Source organism: Dehalococcoides sp. THU4, assembly GCF_043231265.1.
In the GTDB taxonomy this organism is placed as follows: Bacteria; Chloroflexota; Dehalococcoidia; order Dehalococcoidales; family Dehalococcoidaceae; genus Dehalococcoides; species Dehalococcoides mccartyi.
Genome location: NZ_CP171266.1, coordinates 786,907 through 809,230, shown reverse-complemented (window position 1 = coordinate 809,230; position 22,324 = coordinate 786,907). Strand labels below are relative to the sequence as shown.

General features: G+C 50.2%; 21 protein-coding genes. 12 read left to right on the top strand and 9 right to left on the bottom strand.

From position 1 onward, the window contains the following. The first annotated feature begins 120 nt into the window (after window positions 1-120). The 4 genes from thiL to ndk are packed head-to-tail and all read left to right on the top strand — an operon-like array spanning window position 121 to window position 3,405. Window positions 121-1,131, top strand: a complete 1,011-nt coding sequence (gene thiL, locus ACE6F3_RS04250; protein ID WP_392654524.1) for a thiamine-phosphate kinase — start codon at window positions 121-123, stop codon at window positions 1,129-1,131. Beyond that, window positions 1,128-1,619 carry a tRNA (adenosine(37)-N6)-threonylcarbamoyltransferase complex ATPase subunit type 1 TsaE gene (gene tsaE / locus ACE6F3_RS04245; protein WP_077975078.1) on the top strand — a complete coding sequence of 164 codons (492 nt, stop codon included), beginning with the start codon at window positions 1,128-1,130 and terminating at the stop codon, window positions 1,617-1,619. Before thiL ends, tsaE begins: the two co-directional genes overlap by 4 nt. Next, window positions 1,597-2,967 (top strand): tRNA (adenosine(37)-N6)-threonylcarbamoyltransferase complex dimerization subunit type 1 TsaB, encoded by a 1,371-nt coding sequence (tsaB, locus tag ACE6F3_RS04240; RefSeq protein ID WP_392654523.1) that lies wholly within the window; start codon window positions 1,597-1,599, stop codon window positions 2,965-2,967. Before tsaE ends, tsaB begins: the two co-directional genes overlap by 23 nt. A 9-nt stretch (window positions 2,968-2,976) precedes the next feature. After that, complete coding sequence (gene ndk / locus ACE6F3_RS04235; RefSeq protein WP_010936172.1) at window positions 2,977-3,405, top strand: nucleoside-diphosphate kinase; 429 nt, start codon at window positions 2,977-2,979, stop codon at window positions 3,403-3,405. On the opposite strand, the gene rsfS is transcribed toward ndk, so the two are convergent. Then, window positions 3,406-3,756 carry a ribosome silencing factor gene (gene rsfS / locus ACE6F3_RS04230; protein ID WP_231935573.1) on the bottom strand — a complete coding sequence of 117 codons (351 nt, stop codon included), beginning with the start codon at window positions 3,754-3,756 and terminating at the stop codon, window positions 3,406-3,408. 113 nt (window positions 3,757-3,869) lie between these two features. Here rsfS and ACE6F3_RS04225 point away from each other — a divergent pair, with 113 nt between their 5' ends. Then, entirely contained in the window at window positions 3,870-4,700 is an 831-nt protein-coding gene (locus ACE6F3_RS04225) for a TIM barrel protein (protein WP_058292218.1), read from the top strand. A 71-nt stretch (window positions 4,701-4,771) separates the two neighbouring features. Then, a complete protein-coding gene (gene ftsH, locus ACE6F3_RS04220) occupies window positions 4,772-6,586 on the top strand; it encodes an ATP-dependent zinc metalloprotease FtsH (RefSeq protein WP_041223332.1) in 1,815 nt (604 codons plus the stop codon). 95 nt (window positions 6,587-6,681) lie between these two features. Here the strand turns inward: ftsH and ACE6F3_RS04215 are convergent, their stop codons facing one another. The 7 genes from ACE6F3_RS04215 to ACE6F3_RS04185 form a co-directional block, all read right to left on the bottom strand. Further along, window positions 6,682-8,352: a DUF4368 domain-containing protein gene (locus ACE6F3_RS04215; protein WP_392654520.1), complete on the bottom strand. Its 1,671-nt coding sequence runs from the start codon at window positions 8,350-8,352 to the stop codon at window positions 6,682-6,684. A 55-nt stretch (window positions 8,353-8,407) separates the two neighbouring features. Further along, complete coding sequence (locus tag ACE6F3_RS04210) at window positions 8,408-8,611, bottom strand: transposon-encoded TnpW family protein (protein ID WP_392654519.1); 204 nt, start codon at window positions 8,609-8,611, stop codon at window positions 8,408-8,410. Between the two features lie 74 nt (window positions 8,612-8,685). Then, entirely contained in the window at window positions 8,686-9,600 is a 915-nt protein-coding gene (locus ACE6F3_RS04205) for a phage major capsid protein (protein ID WP_392654518.1), read from the bottom strand. A gap of 14 nt (window positions 9,601-9,614) precedes the next feature. Continuing rightward, a complete protein-coding gene (locus ACE6F3_RS04200) occupies window positions 9,615-9,923 on the bottom strand; it encodes a hypothetical protein (RefSeq protein WP_392654517.1) in 309 nt (102 codons plus the stop codon). A gap of 15 nt (window positions 9,924-9,938) precedes the next feature. After that, window positions 9,939-10,226, bottom strand: coding sequence for a hypothetical protein (locus ACE6F3_RS04195; RefSeq protein WP_392654516.1), 288 nt, complete (start codon window positions 10,224-10,226; stop codon window positions 9,939-9,941). A 5-nt stretch (window positions 10,227-10,231) separates the two neighbouring features. After that, window positions 10,232-10,507 carry a hypothetical protein gene (locus tag ACE6F3_RS04190; protein WP_392654515.1) on the bottom strand — a complete coding sequence of 92 codons (276 nt, stop codon included), beginning with the start codon at window positions 10,505-10,507 and terminating at the stop codon, window positions 10,232-10,234. 272 nt (window positions 10,508-10,779) lie between these two features. Continuing rightward, on the bottom strand, window positions 10,780-13,077 hold the full coding sequence (locus ACE6F3_RS04185; RefSeq protein ID WP_392654513.1) for a phage/plasmid primase, P4 family: 2,298 nt from the start codon (window positions 13,075-13,077) through the stop codon (window positions 10,780-10,782). Window positions 13,078-13,690: 613 nt separating this feature from the next. On the opposite strand from ACE6F3_RS04185, the gene ACE6F3_RS04180 reads away from it, so the two are divergent. The 6 genes from ACE6F3_RS04180 to ACE6F3_RS04155 all read left to right on the top strand — a co-directional run bounded on the left by ACE6F3_RS04180 (window position 13,691) and on the right by ACE6F3_RS04155 (window position 20,869). Next, on the top strand, window positions 13,691-13,912 hold the full coding sequence (locus ACE6F3_RS04180; protein ID WP_392654512.1) for a helix-turn-helix domain-containing protein: 222 nt from the start codon (window positions 13,691-13,693) through the stop codon (window positions 13,910-13,912). Then, window positions 13,909-14,589, top strand: a complete 681-nt coding sequence (locus ACE6F3_RS04175) for a restriction endonuclease subunit M (protein WP_392654511.1) — start codon at window positions 13,909-13,911, stop codon at window positions 14,587-14,589. Before ACE6F3_RS04180 ends, ACE6F3_RS04175 begins: the two co-directional genes overlap by 4 nt. After that, window positions 14,582-16,129: an Eco57I restriction-modification methylase domain-containing protein gene (locus ACE6F3_RS04170; RefSeq protein ID WP_392654509.1), complete on the top strand. Its 1,548-nt coding sequence runs from the start codon at window positions 14,582-14,584 to the stop codon at window positions 16,127-16,129. The genes ACE6F3_RS04175 and ACE6F3_RS04170 overlap by 8 nt, the downstream gene beginning before the upstream one ends. Then, complete coding sequence (locus ACE6F3_RS04165; protein ID WP_392654508.1) at window positions 16,119-19,034, top strand: GIY-YIG nuclease family protein; 2,916 nt, start codon at window positions 16,119-16,121, stop codon at window positions 19,032-19,034. The genes ACE6F3_RS04170 and ACE6F3_RS04165 overlap by 11 nt, the downstream gene beginning before the upstream one ends. A gap of 193 nt (window positions 19,035-19,227) precedes the next feature. Continuing rightward, complete coding sequence (locus ACE6F3_RS04160) at window positions 19,228-20,451, top strand: recombinase family protein (protein ID WP_392654506.1); 1,224 nt, start codon at window positions 19,228-19,230, stop codon at window positions 20,449-20,451. A gap of 4 nt (window positions 20,452-20,455) precedes the next feature. Beyond that, a complete protein-coding gene (locus tag ACE6F3_RS04155) occupies window positions 20,456-20,869 on the top strand; it encodes a hypothetical protein (protein WP_392654505.1) in 414 nt (137 codons plus the stop codon). 463 nt (window positions 20,870-21,332) lie between these two features. On the opposite strand, the gene ACE6F3_RS04150 is transcribed toward ACE6F3_RS04155, so the two are convergent. Beyond that, window positions 21,333-22,307, bottom strand: a complete 975-nt coding sequence (locus ACE6F3_RS04150; RefSeq protein ID WP_301085285.1) for a polyprenyl synthetase family protein — start codon at window positions 22,305-22,307, stop codon at window positions 21,333-21,335. Between the last annotated feature and the right edge of the window lie 17 nt (window positions 22,308-22,324).

Here is a 22,324-nt window from a genome sequence, read left to right as displayed (position 1 = left end):
GGTTAATTCCCATCGCAACCCATACGTAAGCCAAAGCTAAAAAATCCCCTCCTTGAATTTTAGAAAACGCTTGTTTTAGACCCTGCAGGCGATAGCTGAAAATGGTATAATCCTTGCATTATGAAGGTTTCTGACATAGGCGAATGCCAGCTGATAGACCAGCTGAACAAACTTCTGCACCAGGAAACAGATGAAACCACCCCTGCCCGTCAAAACCTGATACTGGATATTGGTGACGATGCGGCTGTTTTCCGGCCTCAGGGATACCAGCTGGTCACAGTGGACAGCCTTATTGAAAACGTACATTTCAACCGCCGTATGCTTAACTGGGCAGACTTAGGTTACAAAGCCCTGGCGATAAACCTAAGCGATATTGCCGCCATGGGGGGAGTCCCCCAATATGCTATTGTGAATATTGACCTGCCGCCGGATACGCTCGTTTCCAGCGTGACAGACTGCTATAACGCCATGCGAAGCCTGGCTGACAAATACCAGACGGCCATAATAGCCGGGGATACCAACCAATCCTCCTTAATAAATCTGGCGGTTACCCTGCTGGGTTCGGCAGAAAACCCGGACAAGCTGCTTACCCGGAACACGGCTTTGCCAGGACAAAAAATAGCTGTTACCGGTTATCTGGGCAATGCCGCCGCCGGGTTGGATATGCTTTTAAACCAAACTGAAGTTCCAGAAGAAAGCCGGGAGATATTTTACCGCTCTTTTTACCGCCCCGAACCGCGGATAAATGAAGCCCGGCTGCTGGTAAAAGAGGGGGGTCATTGCTGTATAGATATCAGTGACGGGCTGGTGGCTGACCTTTTGCATATACTAAGGCAGAGCCGGGTGAGTGCCCGAATTGAGCTTGAGAGGCTGCCTATCCACCCCAGCCTGCGTCTTTGCTGCCCTCTCCAAGCCCAAAACATGGCACTTTACGGGGGGGAAGATTACGAGCTGTTATTTACTGCCCCGGCCAAAGTGATAGAGCAGATATCAGCCCAAAGCCCTATACCGGTTACTATTATAGGTGAGATTATTCCGGGTAAACCGGATGAACTGAAATTAGTGGATAAAGATGGGAGGGCCCTTCAGCCGGAAAAGAACGGCTGGGAGCATTTTAAAAAACCGAAATGAACCAACTTGAACTGGTAAGTCACAGTACCCGGCAAACCCAAGACCTGGGCAAGATAATAGGCGGACTGGCATCAGCCGGGGATATTATCTTCCTGGTGGGGAACCTTGGAGCAGGCAAAACGAACCTGACCCAGGGAATAGCCAAGGGACTGGATGTTACCGAAAATGCCCTGAGCCCTTCGTTTGTACTGGTGCGTGAGATGTACGGGCGGGTACCTTTGTATCATATAGATTTATACCGTTTGGACCTGAGCGAAGAAATAGAGGAACTGGGACTGGATGACTATTTTTACGGCAGCGGAGTAACGGTGGTTGAGTGGGCTGACAAGGCCGATGAGCTGCTGCCTACGGAAAACCTGCGGATAGAAATAGCCTATCTGGATGAAAATAAGCGGAAACTGACCCTGTCTGCCTGGGGTATCCGCTATGAAGAGCTGCTAAATGAGATTGCACAGAGGGTAAAGGATGCCGGTTTTAATAGCCATTGATACCGCCACCCCGGACACCGGGCTGGCTATTCTTAAAGATAATGAAATAGTGGCCCAGTACAACTGGCTAAGCCATCAGAACCAGACGGTAGAGCTGCTGCCCCGTTTGGAGTGGCTGCTTGAGTCAGCCGGGCTAAGCCTTAAAGATGCCTCCGCCATTGCGGTTTCCATAGGGCCGGGCAGTTTTAACGGCTTAAGAGTAGGCCTGAGTACCGCCAAAAGCCTGGCTTTTGCTTTGGATATCCCCTTGTGCGGTATCGGCACACTGGAACTGGCCGCCTACCCCTATCTGGCAAGCGGCCTTAAGGTGTGGGCATTACTGCCCTCAGGGCAACAGGAATATGCCGCAGCGGTTTACCAAAAGGACGGCGAAGGCTTAAAAGAAGAGGTTAAACCCTATATCACCAATCTGGCTGATTTGGCCGCTGAAGTCAGTGAACCCTGTGTTATCTGCGGGCCGATAAGCCAAAGCACCCAAGACGAGCTTAAAGCCCTGCTTGGAGATAAAAAAGCAGTATTTGCCCCGGCTGATATACGCCCTTCAAGGGCAGCCTCGCTGGCACGGCTGGCTAAAAAGAGGATTGAAGACGGCCTGACTGACAGCCCTGCCGGTTTGCAGCCGCTTTACCTGCGCCGCCCCCAGATATCCCCCCGCAAACACCGCACCGGCCTGCCGCTTTCCCAAAACAAAGCCGTTATCTGGGACATGGACGGGGTAATTGCAGATTCCGCCCCCTTTCATATGCGGGCATGGCAGACTACTTTTGCGGAGATAGGTTATACTTTTTCCGAAGCAGATTTTTACCGTACCTTCGGCCTGCGGAATGACATGATAATTTACTCGGTGCTGGGTGAAAAGTCAGACGCGGATACTATCCACGCTCTGGCTGACCGCAAGGAACACCTTTTCCGTGAATACGCCGGGCAGGAGATAAAGCTGTTTCCCGGCGTGATAGAACTTTTAAAATCCCTGAAAACAGCCGGTTACCGCATGGCTATTGCATCTTCGGCACCGCTGGCCAATATTAAGCTGGTTATGACCAAACTGGGTATAGGGGACTACTTCCTGGCTACAGTCAGCGAAAAAGATGTCACCAAGGGCAAGCCCAACCCCCAGGTGTTTTTGCTCTCGGCCGCCAGACTGTGCGCCAGCCCGGAAGAGTGCCTGGTAATAGAAGACGCACCTGCCGGAGTGGAAGCCGCCAAGAAAGCCGGTATGAAATGCATAGCTGTTACCAACAGCCAGCAACCCCAAGCCCTGAGCGAAGCTGATATGATAGTTGACACCCTGGGCAAGATTAGTGTAGAAGATATAGCCGGTTTTATAGGTTTGGCCGGCGCTAAATAAAGGAGAAATATGGAAAGAACACTTTTACTGGTTAAGCCTGACGGCGTTAACCGCGGCCTGTCCGGCGAAATACTGGGCAGAATGGAAAAACTGGGGCTGAAAATGATTGGCCTGCGGATGCTCCAGATGGACGCCGTTTTAGCTGACAAGCACTATGCCCCCCACCGGGAACGCCCCTTTTTCAAGGATTTGGTCACTTACATTACCTCCGGCCCTATTGTAGCCGCTGTTTTTGAGGGCGAAAATGCCGTTGAGAAAATGCGCAAGGCTATGGGCGCCACTGACCCTGCCAAATCTGAAAAGGGTACGGTACGGGGAGATTTGGGTATAAATATAGAGCAGAATACTGTCCACGGCTCAGACTCGGCTGAAAACGCCAAACATGAAATAAGCCTGTTTTTCAGCGAAAGCGAACTGGTAAACTACGACCGCCGTTAGTTACTGGACAGAAACCAGTTTGGGGGCATTCTCCCAGAGACGGTCAAGCTTATAATAAGAGCGTATTTCGGGGGTGAATATGTGGGCAATCACCCCGCCGAAATCAAGCAGTATCCAGCCTGAATCCGCGTCACCTTCACGGTGGCGCGGCCCTATTTTAAGGGGTTTAAAGGTCTTTTCAACCGTATCCGCAATAGCCGAAAGCTGACGGCCGGAAGCGCCGCTCATCAGCACAAAATAATCACAGTAACTAACCAACTCCCTGACATCCAAAAGGATTATATCTTCAGCCTGTTTCTCACTGGCTATACTTACCATCTGCCGGGCAATATCTATTGATTCCAAGTGCACCCTCCCCAAAAATCTGTTTTTAGTATAGCATACAACCCGCTGCGGGCTGTAATAAGTCTAAAACAGGCCTTAGGTTTTTTAAATGCCGAACACATCTGATATACTTATACCCTATGGCAGGTTTACTTTTCGGCACCGCCGGCATTCCCTATTCCACCCCCAAACACACCACCCAGAACGGTATCCACCGGGTGGCAGAGCTGGGGCTGGATGGCATGGAAATAGAGTTTGTCCGCGGGGTATATATGAAAGCCCCGGATACCAATCCGGTACGCATACTTTCAGAACTTCTCCGCATAAAGCTGTCCGCCCATGCCCCGTACTACCTGAACTTTAATGCAGTGGAAGAAAACAAGGTTAAAATGAGCCAGCACCTTCTGTATCAGTCCGCCAAAACGGCATCTCTGTGCGGGGCGGGGTCACTGGTATTCCACCCCGGTTTTTACCTGACGGATTCGCCTTCTGCCGCCTACGAAGCTATACGGGATAACATCCGCCCTGTTGCCCAGCGTCTTCGGGAAGAGGGCTTTCCGATAAGCCTCCGCCCCGAAGTAAGCGGCAAAGTCACCCAGTTCGGAGACCTTAAGGAGACTATGGCACTTTGCAGCGAGATACCCGGCCTGCTGCCGACTATAGATTTTTCCCATTACCATGCCCGCACCGGCAAATTCAACTCTTATTCCGAGTTCAGTTTTATGCTAACCACTATGGCTGATTACCTGGGTGAAAGCGCCCTTAAAAATATGCATATACACATTTCCGGTATAGATTACTCACCCCGAGGCGAAAGACAGCACCTGAATCTGGCTGAGTCAGATTTCAATTATAAAGAACTGCTGCTTTGCCTTCGTGACAAAGGCTGTGCCGGGCTGGTAATATGCGAAAGCCCTAATCTGGAGGAAGATGCCCTGCTTCTTAAAGAGACCTACTTCTCTCTGGCCTGAAGACGACGCAATCCTTATATGCTATAATTTACTTAATATGTCCCATATTACATGAAATTTTGAGGTACCAAATGAATTCAAATTGGAAACGCAGCACCATTATTTATATCGTGATGCTGGTGGCTATCATAGCAATCTTTTCGTTTCTGGTGCCGAACTCCCAGAAACCGGAGGAAGTGCCTCTGAGCCAGATAATAACCCTGTCTCAGGAACACAAGATTGCCGAAATTACAGTTGACAGTGAAAATATAGAGGTAACTACCACTGACGGCACAAAACTGTCCACCGTAAAGGAATACATTGCCAGTATTTACGATATTGAAGGCCTGGACCTGACTGATGTCAAGGTAAATATCCAGCCGGCAGGCGGACTGGACTGGGGCACTATGATTCTTACCTATCTGCCCTTCCTGATATTCGGCGGCCTGCTCATCTTCATCTTTACCCAGGCCAGGGGCGCCAACAATCAGGCTGTCTCTTTCGGCCGCTCCAAGGCCAAGCTCTTTAATATGGACAAGCCCACCATTACCTTTGCCAACGTGGCCGGGGTAGACGAAGCCAAACAGGAAGTAGGCGAAGTAGTAGAGTTCCTGAAATCCCGTGAAAAGTTTCAGGCGCTGGGTGCCCGCATTCCCAAAGGTATTTTGCTGATAGGCCCCCCCGGTACGGGTAAAACTTTGCTGGCCAAGGCTATTGCCGGAGAAGCCGGAGTTCCCTTCTTCTCTATAAGCGGCTCCGAGTTTGTGGAAATGTTTGTGGGCGTGGGTGCTTCCAGAGTGCGTGATTTGTTTGACCAGGCTAAAAAGAATGCCCCCTGCATTATCTTTATAGACGAAATAGATGCTGTCGGACGCCAGCGCGGTGCCGGACTGGGCGGCGGGCATGACGAACGCGAACAGACCCTTAACCAGATACTGGTGGAAATGGACGGGTTTGATACCGATACCAGCGTAATAGTCATTGCGGCTACCAACCGCCCTGATATCCTTGACCCCGCCCTGCTCCGCCCCGGCCGTTTTGACCGCAGAGTGGTGCTGGACAAACCGGATATAACCGGGCGCGAAGCCATACTCAAAATACATGCCAAGGGCAAACCCCTGGCAGATACGGTTAATCTGGAAAATCTGGCTAAGCAAACGGTCGGCTTTTCGGGTGCGGACCTGGCTAACCTTCTTAACGAGGCCGCCATACTGGCTGCCCGCAAGAACCGCAAAGTGGTTGAGACCGAAGACCTTGAAGAGTCCATTGACCGGGTTATTGCCGGGCCGGAACGCAAGAGCCGCCGCATAAGCACCCAGGAAAAAGAGGTCACCGCCTACCACGAAACCGGACACGGGCTGGTGCTTCGGCTGGTACAGGGGGCTGACCCTGTTCACAAAATATCCATTGTGGCCAGAGGCATGACCCTGGGGCATACCCGCCAGCTACCCAACGAAGACCGCTACCTGATGACCCGCTCCCAGTTCAAGGCCATGATGGCCGGGCTGCTGGCCGGGTATGTAGCAGAGGAGCTGACCTTTAAAGAACTTTCCACCGGTGCTTCAGATGACCTGCGCCGGGCTACCGATATTGCCCACAAGATGGTCACCAGCTATGGCATGAGTGACAAACTGGGGCCGCGCACCTTTGGCAACAAAGAAGAAATGGTCTTTTTGGGGCGTGAGATATCCGAACAGAAAGACTACGGCGAAAAAGTAGCCGATATGATTGACGAAGAAGTCCGCGGGTTGATTGAAGAAGCCCATCAAAAGGCTAAAACTATACTCACCGAAAATAAAAACCGCCTGAAGTTCATTGCCGAGAAGCTGTTTGAAAAAGAAACCCTGGAAGGGGCTGAACTGGAAAACCTGTTTGTAGGTGAGTTTCCCGTATCAGAATCTGCCTGATATCCCGCCTGAATAATCAAAAAGCCACCCCTAAAAGGCGTCCTACCATAGGGATTTCTAATCTCTGAAAAATCCGGCATAGTCGTGAATTGCGGCTATGCCGTTTTTTCATGCTTTCTCGGAACTTCGATTGCTCCGATACTGTTGTAAATGATTTGAATGCGCTGGGTGCGGACACCATCGACCTTTTCGGCTTTGTAGACGATGATTTTCTCGATGAACTCGCGTATTATTTCACCGTCCAATTCCGTGATGTCAGTGTAGCCCTTGACCTGTTTGAGGAAGCGGTCGATGTTCAGATTCTGCTCCTTCGCGGCATCGAGCGTGGTTTTCAGCACTGAAGCCCGCTCCGTCAGGCTTTTCTGCTCGGCTTCATAATCGTCCGACATCTTGCGGAAACGCTCCTCCGAGATTTTCTCCATCACATGGTCTTCGTAAAGGCGCTGCATGATTTTGTCCAGTGCGGCAATCCGTGACTGCCCTTGCTCGTATTCCTTCTGCGCCAGACGCATTTCAGAGGCGTGTTTTTTCTCGGAATCCTTTTTGACAAGCTCAACGAACTCACGCTCATGTTCCTTTGCAAAGGATATAACCGTCCTCAAATCGTCCAGCACCAGCTCCTCGATGACCACATTGCGAATCTGGTGTGAACTGCACAAGCCCTTTTTCTTACGGTATGTAGCGCAGACAAAATATTCCTTGTCGTGCGTCCAGCCGTTGGCTCTGACCTGATACAGCTTCGCGCCGCAGTCGGCGCAGAACATCATGCCGGACAGGATGCCCATTTCACCCAGGCGTGACGGTCTGTGCTTGCCCTCACGGATTTTTTGAACGATGTCCCATGTAGCCTCGTCGATAATGGCTTCGTGAGTATTTTCGAAAACCTCCCAGTCCTCTGGATTGTTCCACACCTTGACCTTGCTCTTGTAGGACTTTTTGTAGGTCTTGAAATTGACCGTGTGTCCGAGATACTCCATTTTCGCGAGTATGTCCGCGACCGTCCGTGACTGCCATGCGTAGGGATTTTCTGGCTGTCTCGCCGGAGTATTGATACCCATTCCGTTCAGATGTACTGTCGGAACCTCGATACAACGTTGTTCCAGCTTTCTTGCAATCTGCGTAGGACCCAGCCCTGTCATGCACATCTTGAAAATGTCCTTGACCACATCGGCGGCCTCCGGGTCAACGACCCATTTTAGCTTGTCCTCGGCGCTCTTCACATACCCGTATGGCGGATTCGTGCAGAGCGGCTTGCCGGACTGTCCCTTGGATTTGAACACAGCGCGTATCTTCTTGCTGGTATCTTTGGCGTACCACTCGTTTATTATATTCAAAAAGGGAGTAAAATCGCTGTCCTGCTGGTTGGCGCTATCCACGCCATTGTTGATGGCGATAAAGCGAACATCGGCATTGGGGAATGCGACCTCGGTATAATAGCCGACCTTCAGATAATCACGACCAAGCCTCGACATATCCTTTACGATAATCGCGCCGATTCGCCCTTCGTCCATCTCGGCTATCATGCGCTGAAAATCCGGCCTTTCAAAATTCGTACCTGAGAATCCGTCATCAACAAAGAACAAGGTGTTGTGGAAGCCATTATCATCTGCATACTTTTTGAGGATAGCTTTCTGATTCACGATGCTGTTGCTGTCTCCCGCAAGCTCGTCGTCACGGGACAATCTGCAGTAGAGAGCCGTTATTTTCTCTGCTTCGGATACCGCAGCCGTTCTACGGCTGGTGCTTATTGCTGACTGTCTATACATATAATCCTCCGTTTCCGACAGTCTTCAAGCGGTTGGCATCGTGTATATTACCGTACTATTTTGAAGAAGTCGAGTAGTTTTTCGGATATAAATCTGAACTATCTGATATATTTTTGCGGCTTTTCGCGCCCGTCAATACGAGCCGTTTTAACTTGTCGTACACCGTTTCTCGCGCCGTATCGCTCACCATCGATTCCACAACATAGACGGTGCCGCCTATGGTTTTGCGGGTGATACGGCTATTCAATTTTTCGCTCATAAGCGACACCTCCTGTCTATGTTATGGATAACGGTGCTGAGCCTAAGTGTGAGATCAAGCGCCGCTGCAAGCTGTTATTCTGCCATCTGGAGAGCCTTGATTGCCTCGGAGCGAATCAGGCATCCGTCAAGACGCTCTATGCCCAAGTAACCGATTTTATTGGCAAACAGGTACTTTTCGTGCAAAGCCCTGACGGACAGCGGCTCGCGCTGAGCAATCCAGTAATACTTGAAATCACCGAATACTACAGGTTTTTTGCCGCTTGCCGCAGAGGGCATATGATTGGATATGACCACAGGCTTGCCGAGCAGCGTGTCCGCTGCACCGCGCCAGAGGAAATTATTGGTGCTGTCCTTGAGGTCGCGCAGTCCCAGAGCCGTCTCATCGTTCATGACCCATACCGCATTGGAGCGGTATTCCGGCTTCAGCGAGAAGTACAGCCTCTGAATTTCATCAAAGGCGATACCTGTAGGAGAAGCAGCTGTAACGCCAACATCAGCGCCCTCTGTTGCGTGCAGAACGCCCTTGGGTTTGTCTACACCGTCACCGTTGAGGAATGAGTCCTCCTCGGCTTTACCGAAGATACGGGCGAAGTCGAGGGTCAGATAATTGGATATGTCAAATCCGGTGTCCCTAACAAAATCACTGTCCAACATGGTGATGCAGGCGAGTTTATACTCATCGAGCATAAAGCGGGTGACCGCCAACTCCGCTTCTGGCACCGAACCGCCCTCGCCAATCCAAGCGGCGTCAATGGGTGTATCTGATGTGATAATGCGTCCACCGCTCGACGGGACATTGGCTACCGTAGCCAGTCTGCGGAACAGGTTCTCTTTTTCAAGAGCGGCCTTGTATTTTTCAGCAGACTGTGACGGCAGAAAATATGAGCCATTGGTTGTGTTCCTGCCCTCGTTGAGGGAGATATCGTCTATGCGGTTGCTTTTCATGCTGTTCCAAAATGCCTTGGAGTAGCTTTCAGTTGTATACATGGTAAAAATCCTCCTTAATGTTTGTTACAGGCCGGGCACTCATAGAGGCCGAGGTCGTGATAATTGAGCTGACGTCCGACTTGTTTGAGTCGACCGCTGCAATGCGGGCACTTGATGTCGTAGGCAAGTGCCATTTCAATGTTGTGAGGCTCTTTAGCGTGGAGGCGATAGAGCTGTTTGATGTTGTTGTGGTAGGCATCGCCCTCAAACTCATCTGAGAGATACAGGTCGCAGTGTGACTGTGCATATTCGTCTGAGTAGTACGAATGCTGCGGCAGAAGCAGAGTGCCTTCCTTGTTTAGCGAATTAAGTGGATAATTCATGATGTTTTCCTCCTGTTAATTGCATTTTTTGCAGGCGTAAATCGCCAGCGTGTATTGGTCGACGTGCGGGGCTATGGAATCCATGACCGCACCGCAGTGCGGGCAGTGGACCCTGTAGCCGAGATATTCCTTCATGCTCGTCGGCCTTTTTGCATGAAGGCGGTAACGGTGCGGGACAAATTCCTCCAGATACAGCGCACTGGTGGCGCTGACGCTGTCCTTCTGCGGCGAGGCGAACATCGGCACCTTGTCGATATCCTCCGTATCGCCGCCAATGAGCGGATGGTACTTGATGTAGTCCATAACGCTCACTCATCCCTTTCGGAGAGCGGCTTGCCGGAAAGGTCGAAGAAGCGGCCTTTGCAGTAAGCCATCGCCTCGTCATAGCTGCCGAACACCAAGCAGGAGCAGCCGTATTCGACCTTCCATACAGGGGAATCCGGGTCATTGTTCTGAGAGATGGCAACAGGCTCACCCCTGCGGTTTTGGAGCAGAACATGGCACTCATAGTTGCCGCGAGAGAACATATCCTTGTCTTTTGCTGTGAATTTCGGCTTTGTGCCGTAGCTGATTTTGCGATTCATAATGAAATCCTCCTATTATTTGTTTGGTTTCGGGCTATTCACCCGTTTGAATTCGCGTTTTTGTGTACGAAGCCCCACGCCGCTGTCCGAGATAAAAAGCTGTGGAGATTCGACCGCCCCCACCCGGTGGGAGAACGACACCGATACTTCTTTTCCGTCATATCTCGCTCCTTTCCCACGCTGGGGCAGGTATGTGGCAGGTTTTTATGTTCATTTCAAATGTTCCTATATAGAGAAGGACTGTTTTTGCCTGCCACAATCTGCCCCACGCATTATTTCAGGAATTCCATCCCTTCTCGCACCTTGTAGCCGAGCAGAAGTGTGGTCTTCTCCCCGCCGGTATTGGGACGCCGCCTGACCACAGTGCCAAACTTACGCAGTTCATGGTTGAAGTTCCGGCTGTTCTCGGTGTAGCAGCCGTTGTCACTGCACCACCGGCGGTATTCGTCATACACAGTGGCTGTGCGAGTCTCGGCATCGGTGTCCGGCTGCAGCCGTTCATCCGCGAACTGCGCGATTTTGTCGCTTTCGTGGGAGTACGCCTGTGTAGCCTCTGCAACAGCTTTCGGGACTGTGAAGCCCTCCTGCCGTAGTAACTCATAGCCTTTGAGCAGCCAGTTGAGAATGGCGCTTTTAGCTTCCGGCCTGGCAAACTCCGTTTTCAGCGTTTTGTCCTGCTCGTATTCCTCAAAATGCCTGTCAAACGGGATGATTAGGATACGTCCACTGGAGAACAGCGTCATATCGCTGATGACGGGCAGGTAGTTGGTGTTCACATACAACTTGAACTGAGGCTGGAAATCGAAGCTGTTTTCGTTGAGGAACCGGGCATTAAGGGTATCGTTGCCGGTCATGCTCTTGACCTGCGCCGCGTTGAGCACCAGCCCTCGGCTCGGCTCCGAGATATTTGCAAAGCGGATACCGGCAAGGCGGGCGATGTCCTCACTGGGATTCTGGCTGTTGACGCTCTGCTTTTGAGCAATCGTTTCCGGCCTGACGGCTCTGCCGTAGTCGCCCATGACGCGCAGGATGCTCTCCATCAGCGTACCCTTGCCGTTGCGTGTGGTTTCTCCGTAGAGGAAGAACATACACTCATGACGGGTGTCGCCGCTGACCGCATAACCCAGAGCCTTTTGCAGAAATCGCGCCCGCTCTGTATCACCGCTCATAATCTCGTCGATATAGCGCTCGAAGCGAATGCAGGTCGCCGCAGGGTCGTAGCTGACATGAGCCATTTTGGTGAGTCTGTCCTCCGGGTCGTGGTCGCGGAACTGCATCGTCCGCAGATCGAGAGTACCGTTCTCGCAGTTGAGCAGGTAGCGGTCGGCGTCAAATTCCTCCATCGACACCGGGTACACGCTCTGCGCTTCTTTGAGATAGATGTCCCGCAGTCTGCGCTGCTGCCATTTGCTGTAGTCCTCCAGATTGCGGATGCGGACGGACTCGTCTTTGAAGGTCAGCAGATACAGGAGTAACCCGTCCGCCAGATTCTTGCACAGCTCCATCGCCATCAGACCGCCGATGTCCGGCACCCAACGGGAACCGTCGTAGATATACCATTTCTTTCGCTCCGGCACATACCGGGCGACGTGCTTGTGGACATCTGCAAAGAGCCTTCCGAAGCCGATATCACCGTTGCGATACCTGTTGTTCTGCGCGGGATTGAGCCGGATGAGTGCCTGTGCTGTTTCATTGAAATCATCGGACGCGCTGTCGACGGCAATGGGTTTGTAGAACTCTGTTGTGAGCACCACGGCGTTTTCCAGCGTCATGCTGCTGTAGTCCTCGCGCTCCCACTTATCACGCATCAAGCCGGATTGCCGGAACAGCCTGTCCATCTGCGCCGTATCACCGCCGCACCAGAACGCCAGCATGGTGCAGAGCGCTTGATCCGCCTCGCTGTGGCTTTTGCCGTCGGGAATGTCGCCGCTCCAGAGCGCCTTGAACTTCTCGCTCTGCTTGGAGGACAGCGCCTTTGAGATGACGGACTCGTCGGAGAGGTAGCTGCCGGGGGCTTTGCTTTTCGCCTTCTGCGGTTTCTCCGGTTTGACCATGTACTTTTCGAGGATTTCCTTGACAGCCTCTGTACGCTCTTCTATTCCTTTATTATTGAGAGCGTTTCCTGTGACTGACATGGTGTGCGTAACGAATGGCGCAACATACACCTCCAGCCCGATTTTTCTGTTGTTGACGTAGTAGCGATTTTTGTCATATTGAATGCCTTTCACGCTACAGCTGATATGAACACCTGTTCCGGACGGGCTTATTTCGGCATACGAATCTACGGTGTTCACGATATGCTGTGCCATCTCGGTAAGCTTTCCGCCGAACACGCAGTCGTCGATATCGATATTGCAGATAGAATCGAAGGTTCCGACCGCTATACCGTCATAGCCGGAGAGATTTGCCACTACCGACTGGTAGTCGGAGAAAGTTTTCCTGTTTGTGTGGTCTGCGCGTATGCCGTTGACCTGATAGGGCACCTTTTGAATTTTCCCGTCGCGTTCTTCATACTTCCACAGGCAGAACAGCGCGTTTTCCTTGAGTTCACTTGGTAACTTGTCGTACATTTTGTTTCACCTTCTTACTTGAATGATTATTGAGGGGCGTCATCTGTCCTGTAGCCTTGGAGAACGGGCAAAAAGGACGTTTTCGGAAAACTTCATTGATTCTTTCCCTCCTTTCATTACCCACTGGAAAATTTGAGGCCGGTCGTACAAAACTTTTTGAAATTTCTTTTTCTCATTTCTCGCTGGACACGAGCAGCGCATTTTGACGAAGAAATCCGAAATTTTCTATCCTCACTTCCCACTGGAGATGAGCAGCGCGTTTTGACGAAGGTTTTTGAAATTTTCCTTCCCTCTACTGCCCAATGGAGGCCAAAGTGCGTTTTGGCCGAAACTTCTGAAGTTTTTTCTCTCTCACTATCCAATGGAGGTCAAAGTGCGTTTTGAACGAAGATTTCGGATATTTTTCTACCCTTCAAATCTCACTGGAACGAAAAGGCCGCTTTGGACGAAAACTTTTGAAATTTTCCTATCCTCATTTCGTACAGGACAAGTAGCGGTAAAATCCGTACCAGAACGAACAAAAAAATAGGCCATTCGATTAATTTCATCGAATGGCCATAGACATTTTCACTTTTTCGTGATATAATAAATGCAATACTCTTGGAGGTGCAATATGGCAGTCAGCTATAAAAAGTTATTCCATATGCTCATAGACAGGGATATATCCAATGCCCAGCTACAGAAGATGGCTGGGTACAGTGCGAATATAACCACACGGCTCAAGAATAACACCTATGTGTCTCTGGAGTCCGTGGAAAAAATATGCCGGGTGCTCAATTGTAAGGTTGATGATATCGTGGAGTTTATCCCGGACGAGGATCAGGTGAAAAAATGACACAGCAGGTAAAATCCAAACAACGCGTGGCGGAGCATGGCGAGGTATTCACCGCAGAGCGCGAGGTCAAAGCCATGTGCGACCTTGTAAAGCAGGAGACGGAGCGCATTGATTCCCGATTTTTGGAACCGGCCTGCGGCGACGGAAACTTTCTCTCCGAGATACTCTCGCGCAAGCTCACTATCGTTAAGAAGAAATATAAGCGTCTGCCGCTTGATTATGAGAAAAACGCGATTCTGGCGCTGTCCAGCATATATGGTGTGGACATCATGCTCGATAATGCCATCGCCTGCCGTGAGCGGCTGTTTGCAATCTGGGATAAGGAATACAGAGCCATCTGCAAAAAGGAATGCCGCGAAGATACCCGCGAGGCTGCAAGGTTTATCCTTTCCCGCAATATCGTATGCGGAAACGCGCTGACATTGATGTGCGTAGACGAAAACGGCAACGACACCGCCGAGCCTATCGTTTTTTCAGAATGGGCGTTCATCACCAGCACACAGTTGCAGCGTAAGGACTACACCTTTGACGAGCTGCTGAACGGTGACGATGCTTCTAAAAAAAAGAGACAAAAAAAAGAGCAGCTCACCTTGTTTGATGAGCCGCAGGCCGATGAAGAGGGCAAATTCTTAAAGCAATATATTTCTGATTATAGGAGGGTGCAGGACAATGGCTGATAATCTGTTTAACACTGTATATAATCCCGACGTGCTGTCGTGTCTGGCGAATCTCTCGAATGATGAAGTGTTCACGCCGCCGGATGTCGTGAACAAAATGCTGGATATGCTGCCGCAGGAATTATTTCACAACCCTGACACCACCTTTCTTGATCCCGCCTGCAAGACGGGAGTATTCCTGCGTGAAATTGCGAAAAGACTGATTACCGGGCTGGAGCCACAGATACCGGATTTGCAGGAGCGTATTGACCACATCTTCCACAAGCAGCTTTTCGCCATCGCCATTACGGAGCTGACGAGCCTGCTCTCCCGGCGCGGCGTGTACTGCTCCAAATACCCGCAAAGCGAGTTTTCCGTCACGCAGTTTGATGATGCCGAGGGAAACATCAGGTATCGGAATATCAAGCACAGTTGGGCGAACGGGAAATGCAAGTATTGCGGAATATCCAAGGACAACACTGTTCTTGGTGGAGGCGAGAGGGGTCAAACCCTCGAATCCCACGCATATGAGTGGATACATACCTTGAAACCAGAGGAGATATTTAATATGAGATTTGATGTGATAATTGGAAATCCCCCGTATCAACTTGATGATGGAGGAAATGGTATAAGTGCAAGTCCTATATATCAGTTGTTTATACAGCAAGCAAAAAAATTAAATCCGCGTTATTTATCAATGATTATCCCCTCGCGCTGGTTTACGGGAGGAAAAGGACTCGATGGTTTTCGGCAAGATATGCTTAATGATCATCATATAACAAAAATTGTTGATTATATAAACTCAAAAGAGTGTTTTCCTGGAATGAGTGTTGGAGGAGGCGTATGCTATTTTCTTAGAGAGAGAGATAAGGAAACCGAATGTGAATTTACAAGCATTAACGGTTCTAAAACAAGTACAGCATTAAGAAAACTAAATGAGTTTGATGTTTTTATTAGATATAACGAGGGGCTTTCGATTGTTCATAAAGCTATGCACGAACCATCAATTTCAAGTTTAATTAGTACACGAAACCCATTTGGAATACCGTCAAATGGTCGTGGTTTAAAAGAGGCAACACAAAATTCTTATAAATTGTTTTCCAGAGATGATATAACATATATTAAAAAGAGTGAACTTGAAAAGAACGAAGAACTGGCCAATAATTACAAAGTAATGATAAGTCGTTTTTCTGCAGAACACGCCGGAGAGCCTGACAAAGATGGTATGGTAAAAGTACTCTCAAGAACTATGGTTATGGAGCCTGGTGAAATATGTACTGATACCTATATTGTCGGTGGCAATTTTAAATCTCGAATGGAAGCTGAAAATTTCGTTTCTTACTTAAAAACAAAATTCGTTCGTTTCTTACTTTTACAGGGTATCGCATCAATTAGCATTACAAAGGAAAAATTCTGTTTTATTCCTACACAGGATTTCTCACTAACTTGGACAGATGAAGAACTTTATACTAAATATGGATTAACGGATGATGAAATCTCTTTTATAGAGTCAATGATAAAGCCCATGGATTTGAGCGGAGGTGACACGGATGCCAACTGAATTCTTTGTGCAGCGTCCGTCGGTCACGCCTACCATCTACGCCTATTCGCTGCCTGATGTGGAATCCCACAAGGGATACATCAAGGTTGGCTATACCGAGCGGGATGTGGAAAAACGTATCGCCGAGCAGATGCACACCAGCGGCGTTTCGTATAAAATCCTCCTAAAAGAATCGGCCATGTGTCAGGACGGCACCTGTTTTTCCGACCATGATGTTCATGCCATTCTGCGCCGCAAGGGGTTTTCACAGCTCAAAGAGGGCGCTGACCGCAACGAATGGTTCAAATGCTCCATAGGCGATGTCCGCGCTGCCCTTACGGAGCTGCACACCGGCCTCCGGCTGGACGGCAACAGAACGCTGACCTTCAAAATGCGCCCGGAGCAACAACTCGCCGTTAAGCGCACGATGGAGTATTATGCCTCGGCTAAAAAGGATGAGCCTACCCGCGCTCCGAAATTTCTCTGGAATGCAAAGATGCGCTTTGGTAAGACTTTCGCCTCCTATGAGCTTGCCAAGAAGATGGGCTTCAAGCGGATTCTGGTGCTGACCTTCAAGCCCGCCGTGGAATCCGCGTGGTCTGAAGACCTCATGACCCATGTGGATTTTGAGGGTTGGCAGTTCGTCTCCAACAAGGATGCTCACGCTGGCAGCATTAACATCGACCAGCAGTTTGCACAGGCGGACAAGTCCCGCCCCATCGTGGTTTTCGGCTCGTTCCAAGACCTGCTCGGTACAAATGAAAACGGCGGCATTAAGGCGAAAAACGAATTCATCCATTCCGGCAACTGGGATTTGGTCATATTCGACGAGTACCACTTCGGCGCGTGGCGTGAGAACGCAAAGAAGCTGTTCGACAATCCCGACGAAGAAGCCGATACGGAATTCGACCCGGAGCAGTACAAGCAGGACGAGGCGGATAACGCCTACAACGAAACCTTCCTGCCCATCACCACAGGCCACTATTTGTTCCTATCCGGCACACCTTTCCGGGCGCTCAACTCCGGCGAGTTCATCGAGGATCAGATTTACAACTGGACATATTCCGACGAGCAGCGGGCAAAGGAAAACTGGATAGGATCCGGCAATCCCTATTTGTCGTTGCCGCGAATGGTCATGCTGACCTATCGAATCCCGGACAGCATCCGCCAGATCGCCATGCAGGGCGAGTTTGACGAATTCGACCTCAATGTGTTTTTCTCTGCCAAGGGCAAGGGCGCGGAGGCGCGGTTTACATATGAGAACGAGGTGCAGAAGTGGCTCGACCTCATTCGAGGCTCCTATCTTCCCGCCAGCGTCGACGATTTGAAGCTGGGACAGGACAAGCGTCCGCCGATGCCGTATTCCGATACACGCCTTCTAAACGTGCTGTCGCATACGATGTGGTTTTTGCCGAATGTCGCCTCCTGTCAGGCAATGGCAAACCTTCTCGCCCAGAAACAGAACAGCTATTACAACCAGAAATACAAGGTCATTGTCTGCGCTGGTACGAAAGCCGGTATCGGACTTGATGCGCTTGCCCCTGTTCAAGCCGCAATGGGTGACCCGCTTGTCACGAATACCATCACACTCTCCTGCGGTAAGCTGACCACCGGCGTGACCATTCGCCCGTGGACGGGTATCTTCATGCTGCGCAATCTAAAAAGCCCGGAGACCTATTTCCAAGCGGCGTTCCGTGTGCAGTCGCCGTGGGAAATCAAGGACGACAGCGGCGAACGCATTATCATGAAGCAGGAATGCTATGTTTTTGACTTTGCTCTTGACCGCGCATTGCGGCAGATTTCCGACTATAGCTGTCGCCTCGATGTGAACGAGGGTAATCCCGAAAAGAAGGTAGCGGAGTTTATCAATTTTCTACCTGTCCTCGCCTACGACGGCAGCACCATGCGGCAAATCAACGCGCAGGACGTCCTCGATATCGCAATGGCCGGCACCTCCGCCACGCTGCTTGCCAAGCGCTGGGAGTCCGCGCTACTCGTCAACGTGGATAACGACACCCTCACTCGCCTCATGAATAACAAGGATGCGCTTGAGGCGTTGATGAATATTGAGGGATTCCGCAGTCTCAATTCCGACATTGAAACGATCATCAACAAGTCCGAAGCCGTCAAGAAGGCGAAAAAAGACGGCGACGACAAGCTGACACCCAAGGAGAAAAAAGAGCTTTCCGACGAAGAAAAAGAATACAAGTCCATGCGCAAGCAGATACAGGAAAAGCTCATCAAGTTTGCTACCCGTGTGCCTGTGTTCATGTATCTGACCGATTACCGTGAGCGGTCTCTTAAGGATGTTATTACACAGCTTGAACCGGGTCTGTTCAAAAAGGTCACAGGTCTCGGCGTGAAGGATTTTGAGCTGCTATGCTCCATCGGCGTGTTCAACGCCAGCCTGATGAATGACGCTATATTTAAATTCAAGCGCTACGAGGATTCCAGTTTGTCCTATACCGGCATCGACAAGCATGAGGGCAAGGACATCGGCGGATGGGATACCGTCATCAAGCGTGAGGAATACGAGCGGTTGTTTTATAATCAGCAGTCCACAATGGATAGACCCGGCATCGTAGAGGAGCCAGAGGTAGAGAACGAACCGGTGCCGGAGGTCAAAAAGCCTACAGCGCCCGTTACGCCCGTCGCGTCCAAGCCGTCACTTGTTACGGAAGCCTATGGCATTAAGAAGCCGGATGCTCCGAAAGCACCCGTGGCTGCGTCAGTGCAGAAGCCGCAGGAGCTGGAGCTTGACCTTTCCGGCGTGGAAGTCGGCTCTGCCGTTACGCATAAAGCCTTTGGCGCGGGTACGGTCACATGGATAGACAAGGCACAGAAGCATATCCGTGTCACCTTCAGCGCCGGTGAAAAGACCTTCATTTTTCCGGATGCCTTTAAACAGGGATTCTTGAAGTTATAACGCAAGTACATAGCGGTATATGCTGATCTCAGCAATCAAGGTACACAGACCACACGGGAGATTTTTCTCGGTGTGGTCTTTTTTTGCGAAGTACACCGGAAAGGGGGTGATGCCCATGATATGCACATTCTGTATAGAGAGGAGGGTGTTCATCTTGGAAACGCATATCAACATGAATGCGGAGGATGGCTAAATGGCGAAAAAATTAGATGCGGAGCGCATCGAACAGGCCCGCCAGAAAAGCCAGACCACAGACCATCGTGAGGAAGAAAAGCGCCGCATTCAGGACACCATCGCAAAAAACCGCAGTGGTGAGCGCAAGGGTCATGTCATCATGCCGGAGCGAAAAATGTATGCGTATCAAGAAGCACCCAAAGTGCGTGTCGCCGCGTACTGCCGCGTCAGCACAGCGGAGGAAGCGCAGGTCGGAAGTTTTGAGATGCAGGTGCAGCACTTCAAGTCCGTTATAGAGAATAACCCGACATACGAGCTGGTGAAAATCTATACAGATGAGGGTATTTCCGGCACTTCTCTGAATAAGCGTAAGGGCTTTCAGGCGATGATTGACGACGCCATGAGCGGCAGAATCGACCTGATCCTGACGAAAAGCATCAGCCGTTTCGGGCGAAACATCGTGGATATTTTGACCACGCTACGCAGTCTTAGTGATTTGGACCCGCCGGTGGCTGTGAACTTTGAGTCGGAGGGCATCTTCTCCAGCGACGGCAAAAACAAGCTGGTGATATCCATCTTGTCGGCGCTGGCAGAGCTGGAGAGTCAACAGAAAAGCATCGCTATCAAAGAGGGCATCCGCTATCGTATGCAGGAGGGCCTCTACAAATTCCCGGTGAAAAACCTCATCGGGTACTATCGAGATTACAGCGGTATGGTGAAAATCGAGCCTGCTGAAGCAGAAATTGTAAGGTACATCTTCGATAGTTTTCTCGAGGGAGCGTCTCCGCAGGAGATAGCAGCGTCCCTCACCCAGCAAAGCATACGCTCGCCAATGGGTATGGAAGCATGGCGTCAGGCAACGATTCGAAGTATTCTCGCAAACGAGAAGTATTGCGGCGATGTCCTATACCAGAAGACATATTCTAAGGATTATCTGTCACACAAAACCGTGAAAAACAAGGATGTTCTCCCGCAATGGTTCTGGGAAAATAACCACCCAGCCATCATCAAACGTGAGAACTGGACGAAGGCGCAGGAGCTACTTGCGTCCGGTAAATGGAGCAAACGCGCCACTACGCTTCAAGCGATGAAGCGGCAGTTCACTGTTGCAAAGGTGAAATCCGGCGTTTTACGCGGTTATTTCCTTATAGATATGAATTGGACAAGTGACGAACGTGAGCAGTTCATCAACATCATAAAAAGTATAAGAGAGCTTGACGATGGTCAAGCAGAAAAGGAGTAAAATTATGGCTATCAAGTTTTCTAACATCAATCTGGAGGTGCTCGACCTTTCTACCAATGCGACACCGGATATCTTCATCAATCAGAACGGTATCACGTTTAGTAAGCGCGTTCTTGAGGATTTGAACTATCCGCAAAATGTGCAGTACTGCACTGCCCCAGCAAACAAGGTCTTCGCCATTCGCGTCTGCAAAAGCAACGAGGCAAAAGCTGTATCATTCGCCAAGCCCCGCGCCGAGCAGACGAATACGCTCGGCTGCAACAACAAAAATCTCCACGATGTGATTGCCGCGCTCATTCCCGATTATCAGCCGAAAAAGCGATATAAGGTCACCGGCGAGTTCGATGCCGAAAACCGCGTAATGTATTATGACATGACCACAGCGGAGGTTTCTGAGTTCCGCGCAGTCAAGGACTAAGACAAACGACGCCGCGTCGGTGGCGTAGAGCAATCTGTTCGGGTAACTAAGGGATTCTATAAAAACGCAAAAAAGCGACCATGCAGGAGCGTAATGTCCTTACATGGTCGCTTTCCGTTTGCCCCGTTTGAAGCTGTCACTCAAGTTTTTTGTTAAATCCCTGTGTGAACGCTCCAAAAGGTGGCTTTTTTGTTTGCGGTAAAAAACCTGCCTGCCTTATCAGGCAAAAATACCTTCCAGCCAAGACCATATTTCGCTCAAATGGGTAAGGACAAAGACAATCACAATAAGAGCCAGAATACTTCCCAGACAACCCATCAGTTTCATCTTCTATCTCCTTGTCAGATTTTGCGCTTAAAAATACCTTCCAGCCAGTGCCAGACTTCACGCAAATGGGTAAGGACAAAAATAACCAGAATAATGCCGATAATATTTATAAAAAGTTTCACGTTGAACCTCCTTGTCAGTTCTTGCGTTCAACTATAAATTCAGCCAGCTGGTAGAGAGATTCGCGGGCAGCCGTTTTGGGGAGCTTTGACAAATCTTTGCAGGCCAAATCAGCATAGCGTTTAGCCTCTTTGTAGCTAAGGTCTATGATGTCTGACGAATTTATCATCTCCACCGCTCTGGCCACATGAGCGGAACGGTCTGTTGCCCCCAGCATGTCTTTGATAGGGTTATTTTCCGGATAACGGTCCATCAGGAGAAGCGCCGGCAGGGTAACTGTGCCGTTATTCAGGTCTGAACCTACCGGTTTGCCCATATCTTTGGCGTTGCCCACAAAATCCAGTATATCATCTACTATCTGGAAACTTAAACCCAGATTATAGCCGTAAGAACGCATTATTTCCTCATCAGAGGGCGAAGCGTCTGCCAGTATAGCCCCGCCCTTGGTAGCCATTACAAAAAGGGCGGCCGTCTTGCCGGATATCCTCTCAAGATAGTTCTCGTAGCTCTGGTCAGGGTTGAAACTGGCATAAGCCTGTTTCAGCTCCCCGGAGGCAATTATCTGCAGAGTCTGGGCAAACAGGGTAACTATACGCATATTGCCGGTCTCTGCCGCTACTTCGGCGGCATGGGCAAACAGGAAATCACCCAGGAGTATAGCCTTTTCCAGCCCCCATACGGAATTGACAGTGCGGCGGCTGCGGCGGGTATCAGCCTTATCAATGGCATCATCATGCACCAGGGTTGCTATGTGCAGCATTTCGGAAGAAGTGGCCAAAGGCAACACTTTTTTTATACCCGTACCGAAACACATGGCAGACAACATGGAAAGGGCCGGTCTGAGTACCTTGCCCCCCACCAGAATATAATCCAGCATTTCCGCCATTTCGGGAAAGGACTGTTTCCGGCTTTCGGATACCAGCTTAAACTCGTCCTCAACCCCTTTGAGGCCCTCATTTATAGGTGCGTAGATAGAGCTAAGTTTCAACAAGACCTTGCCTCCTGGTA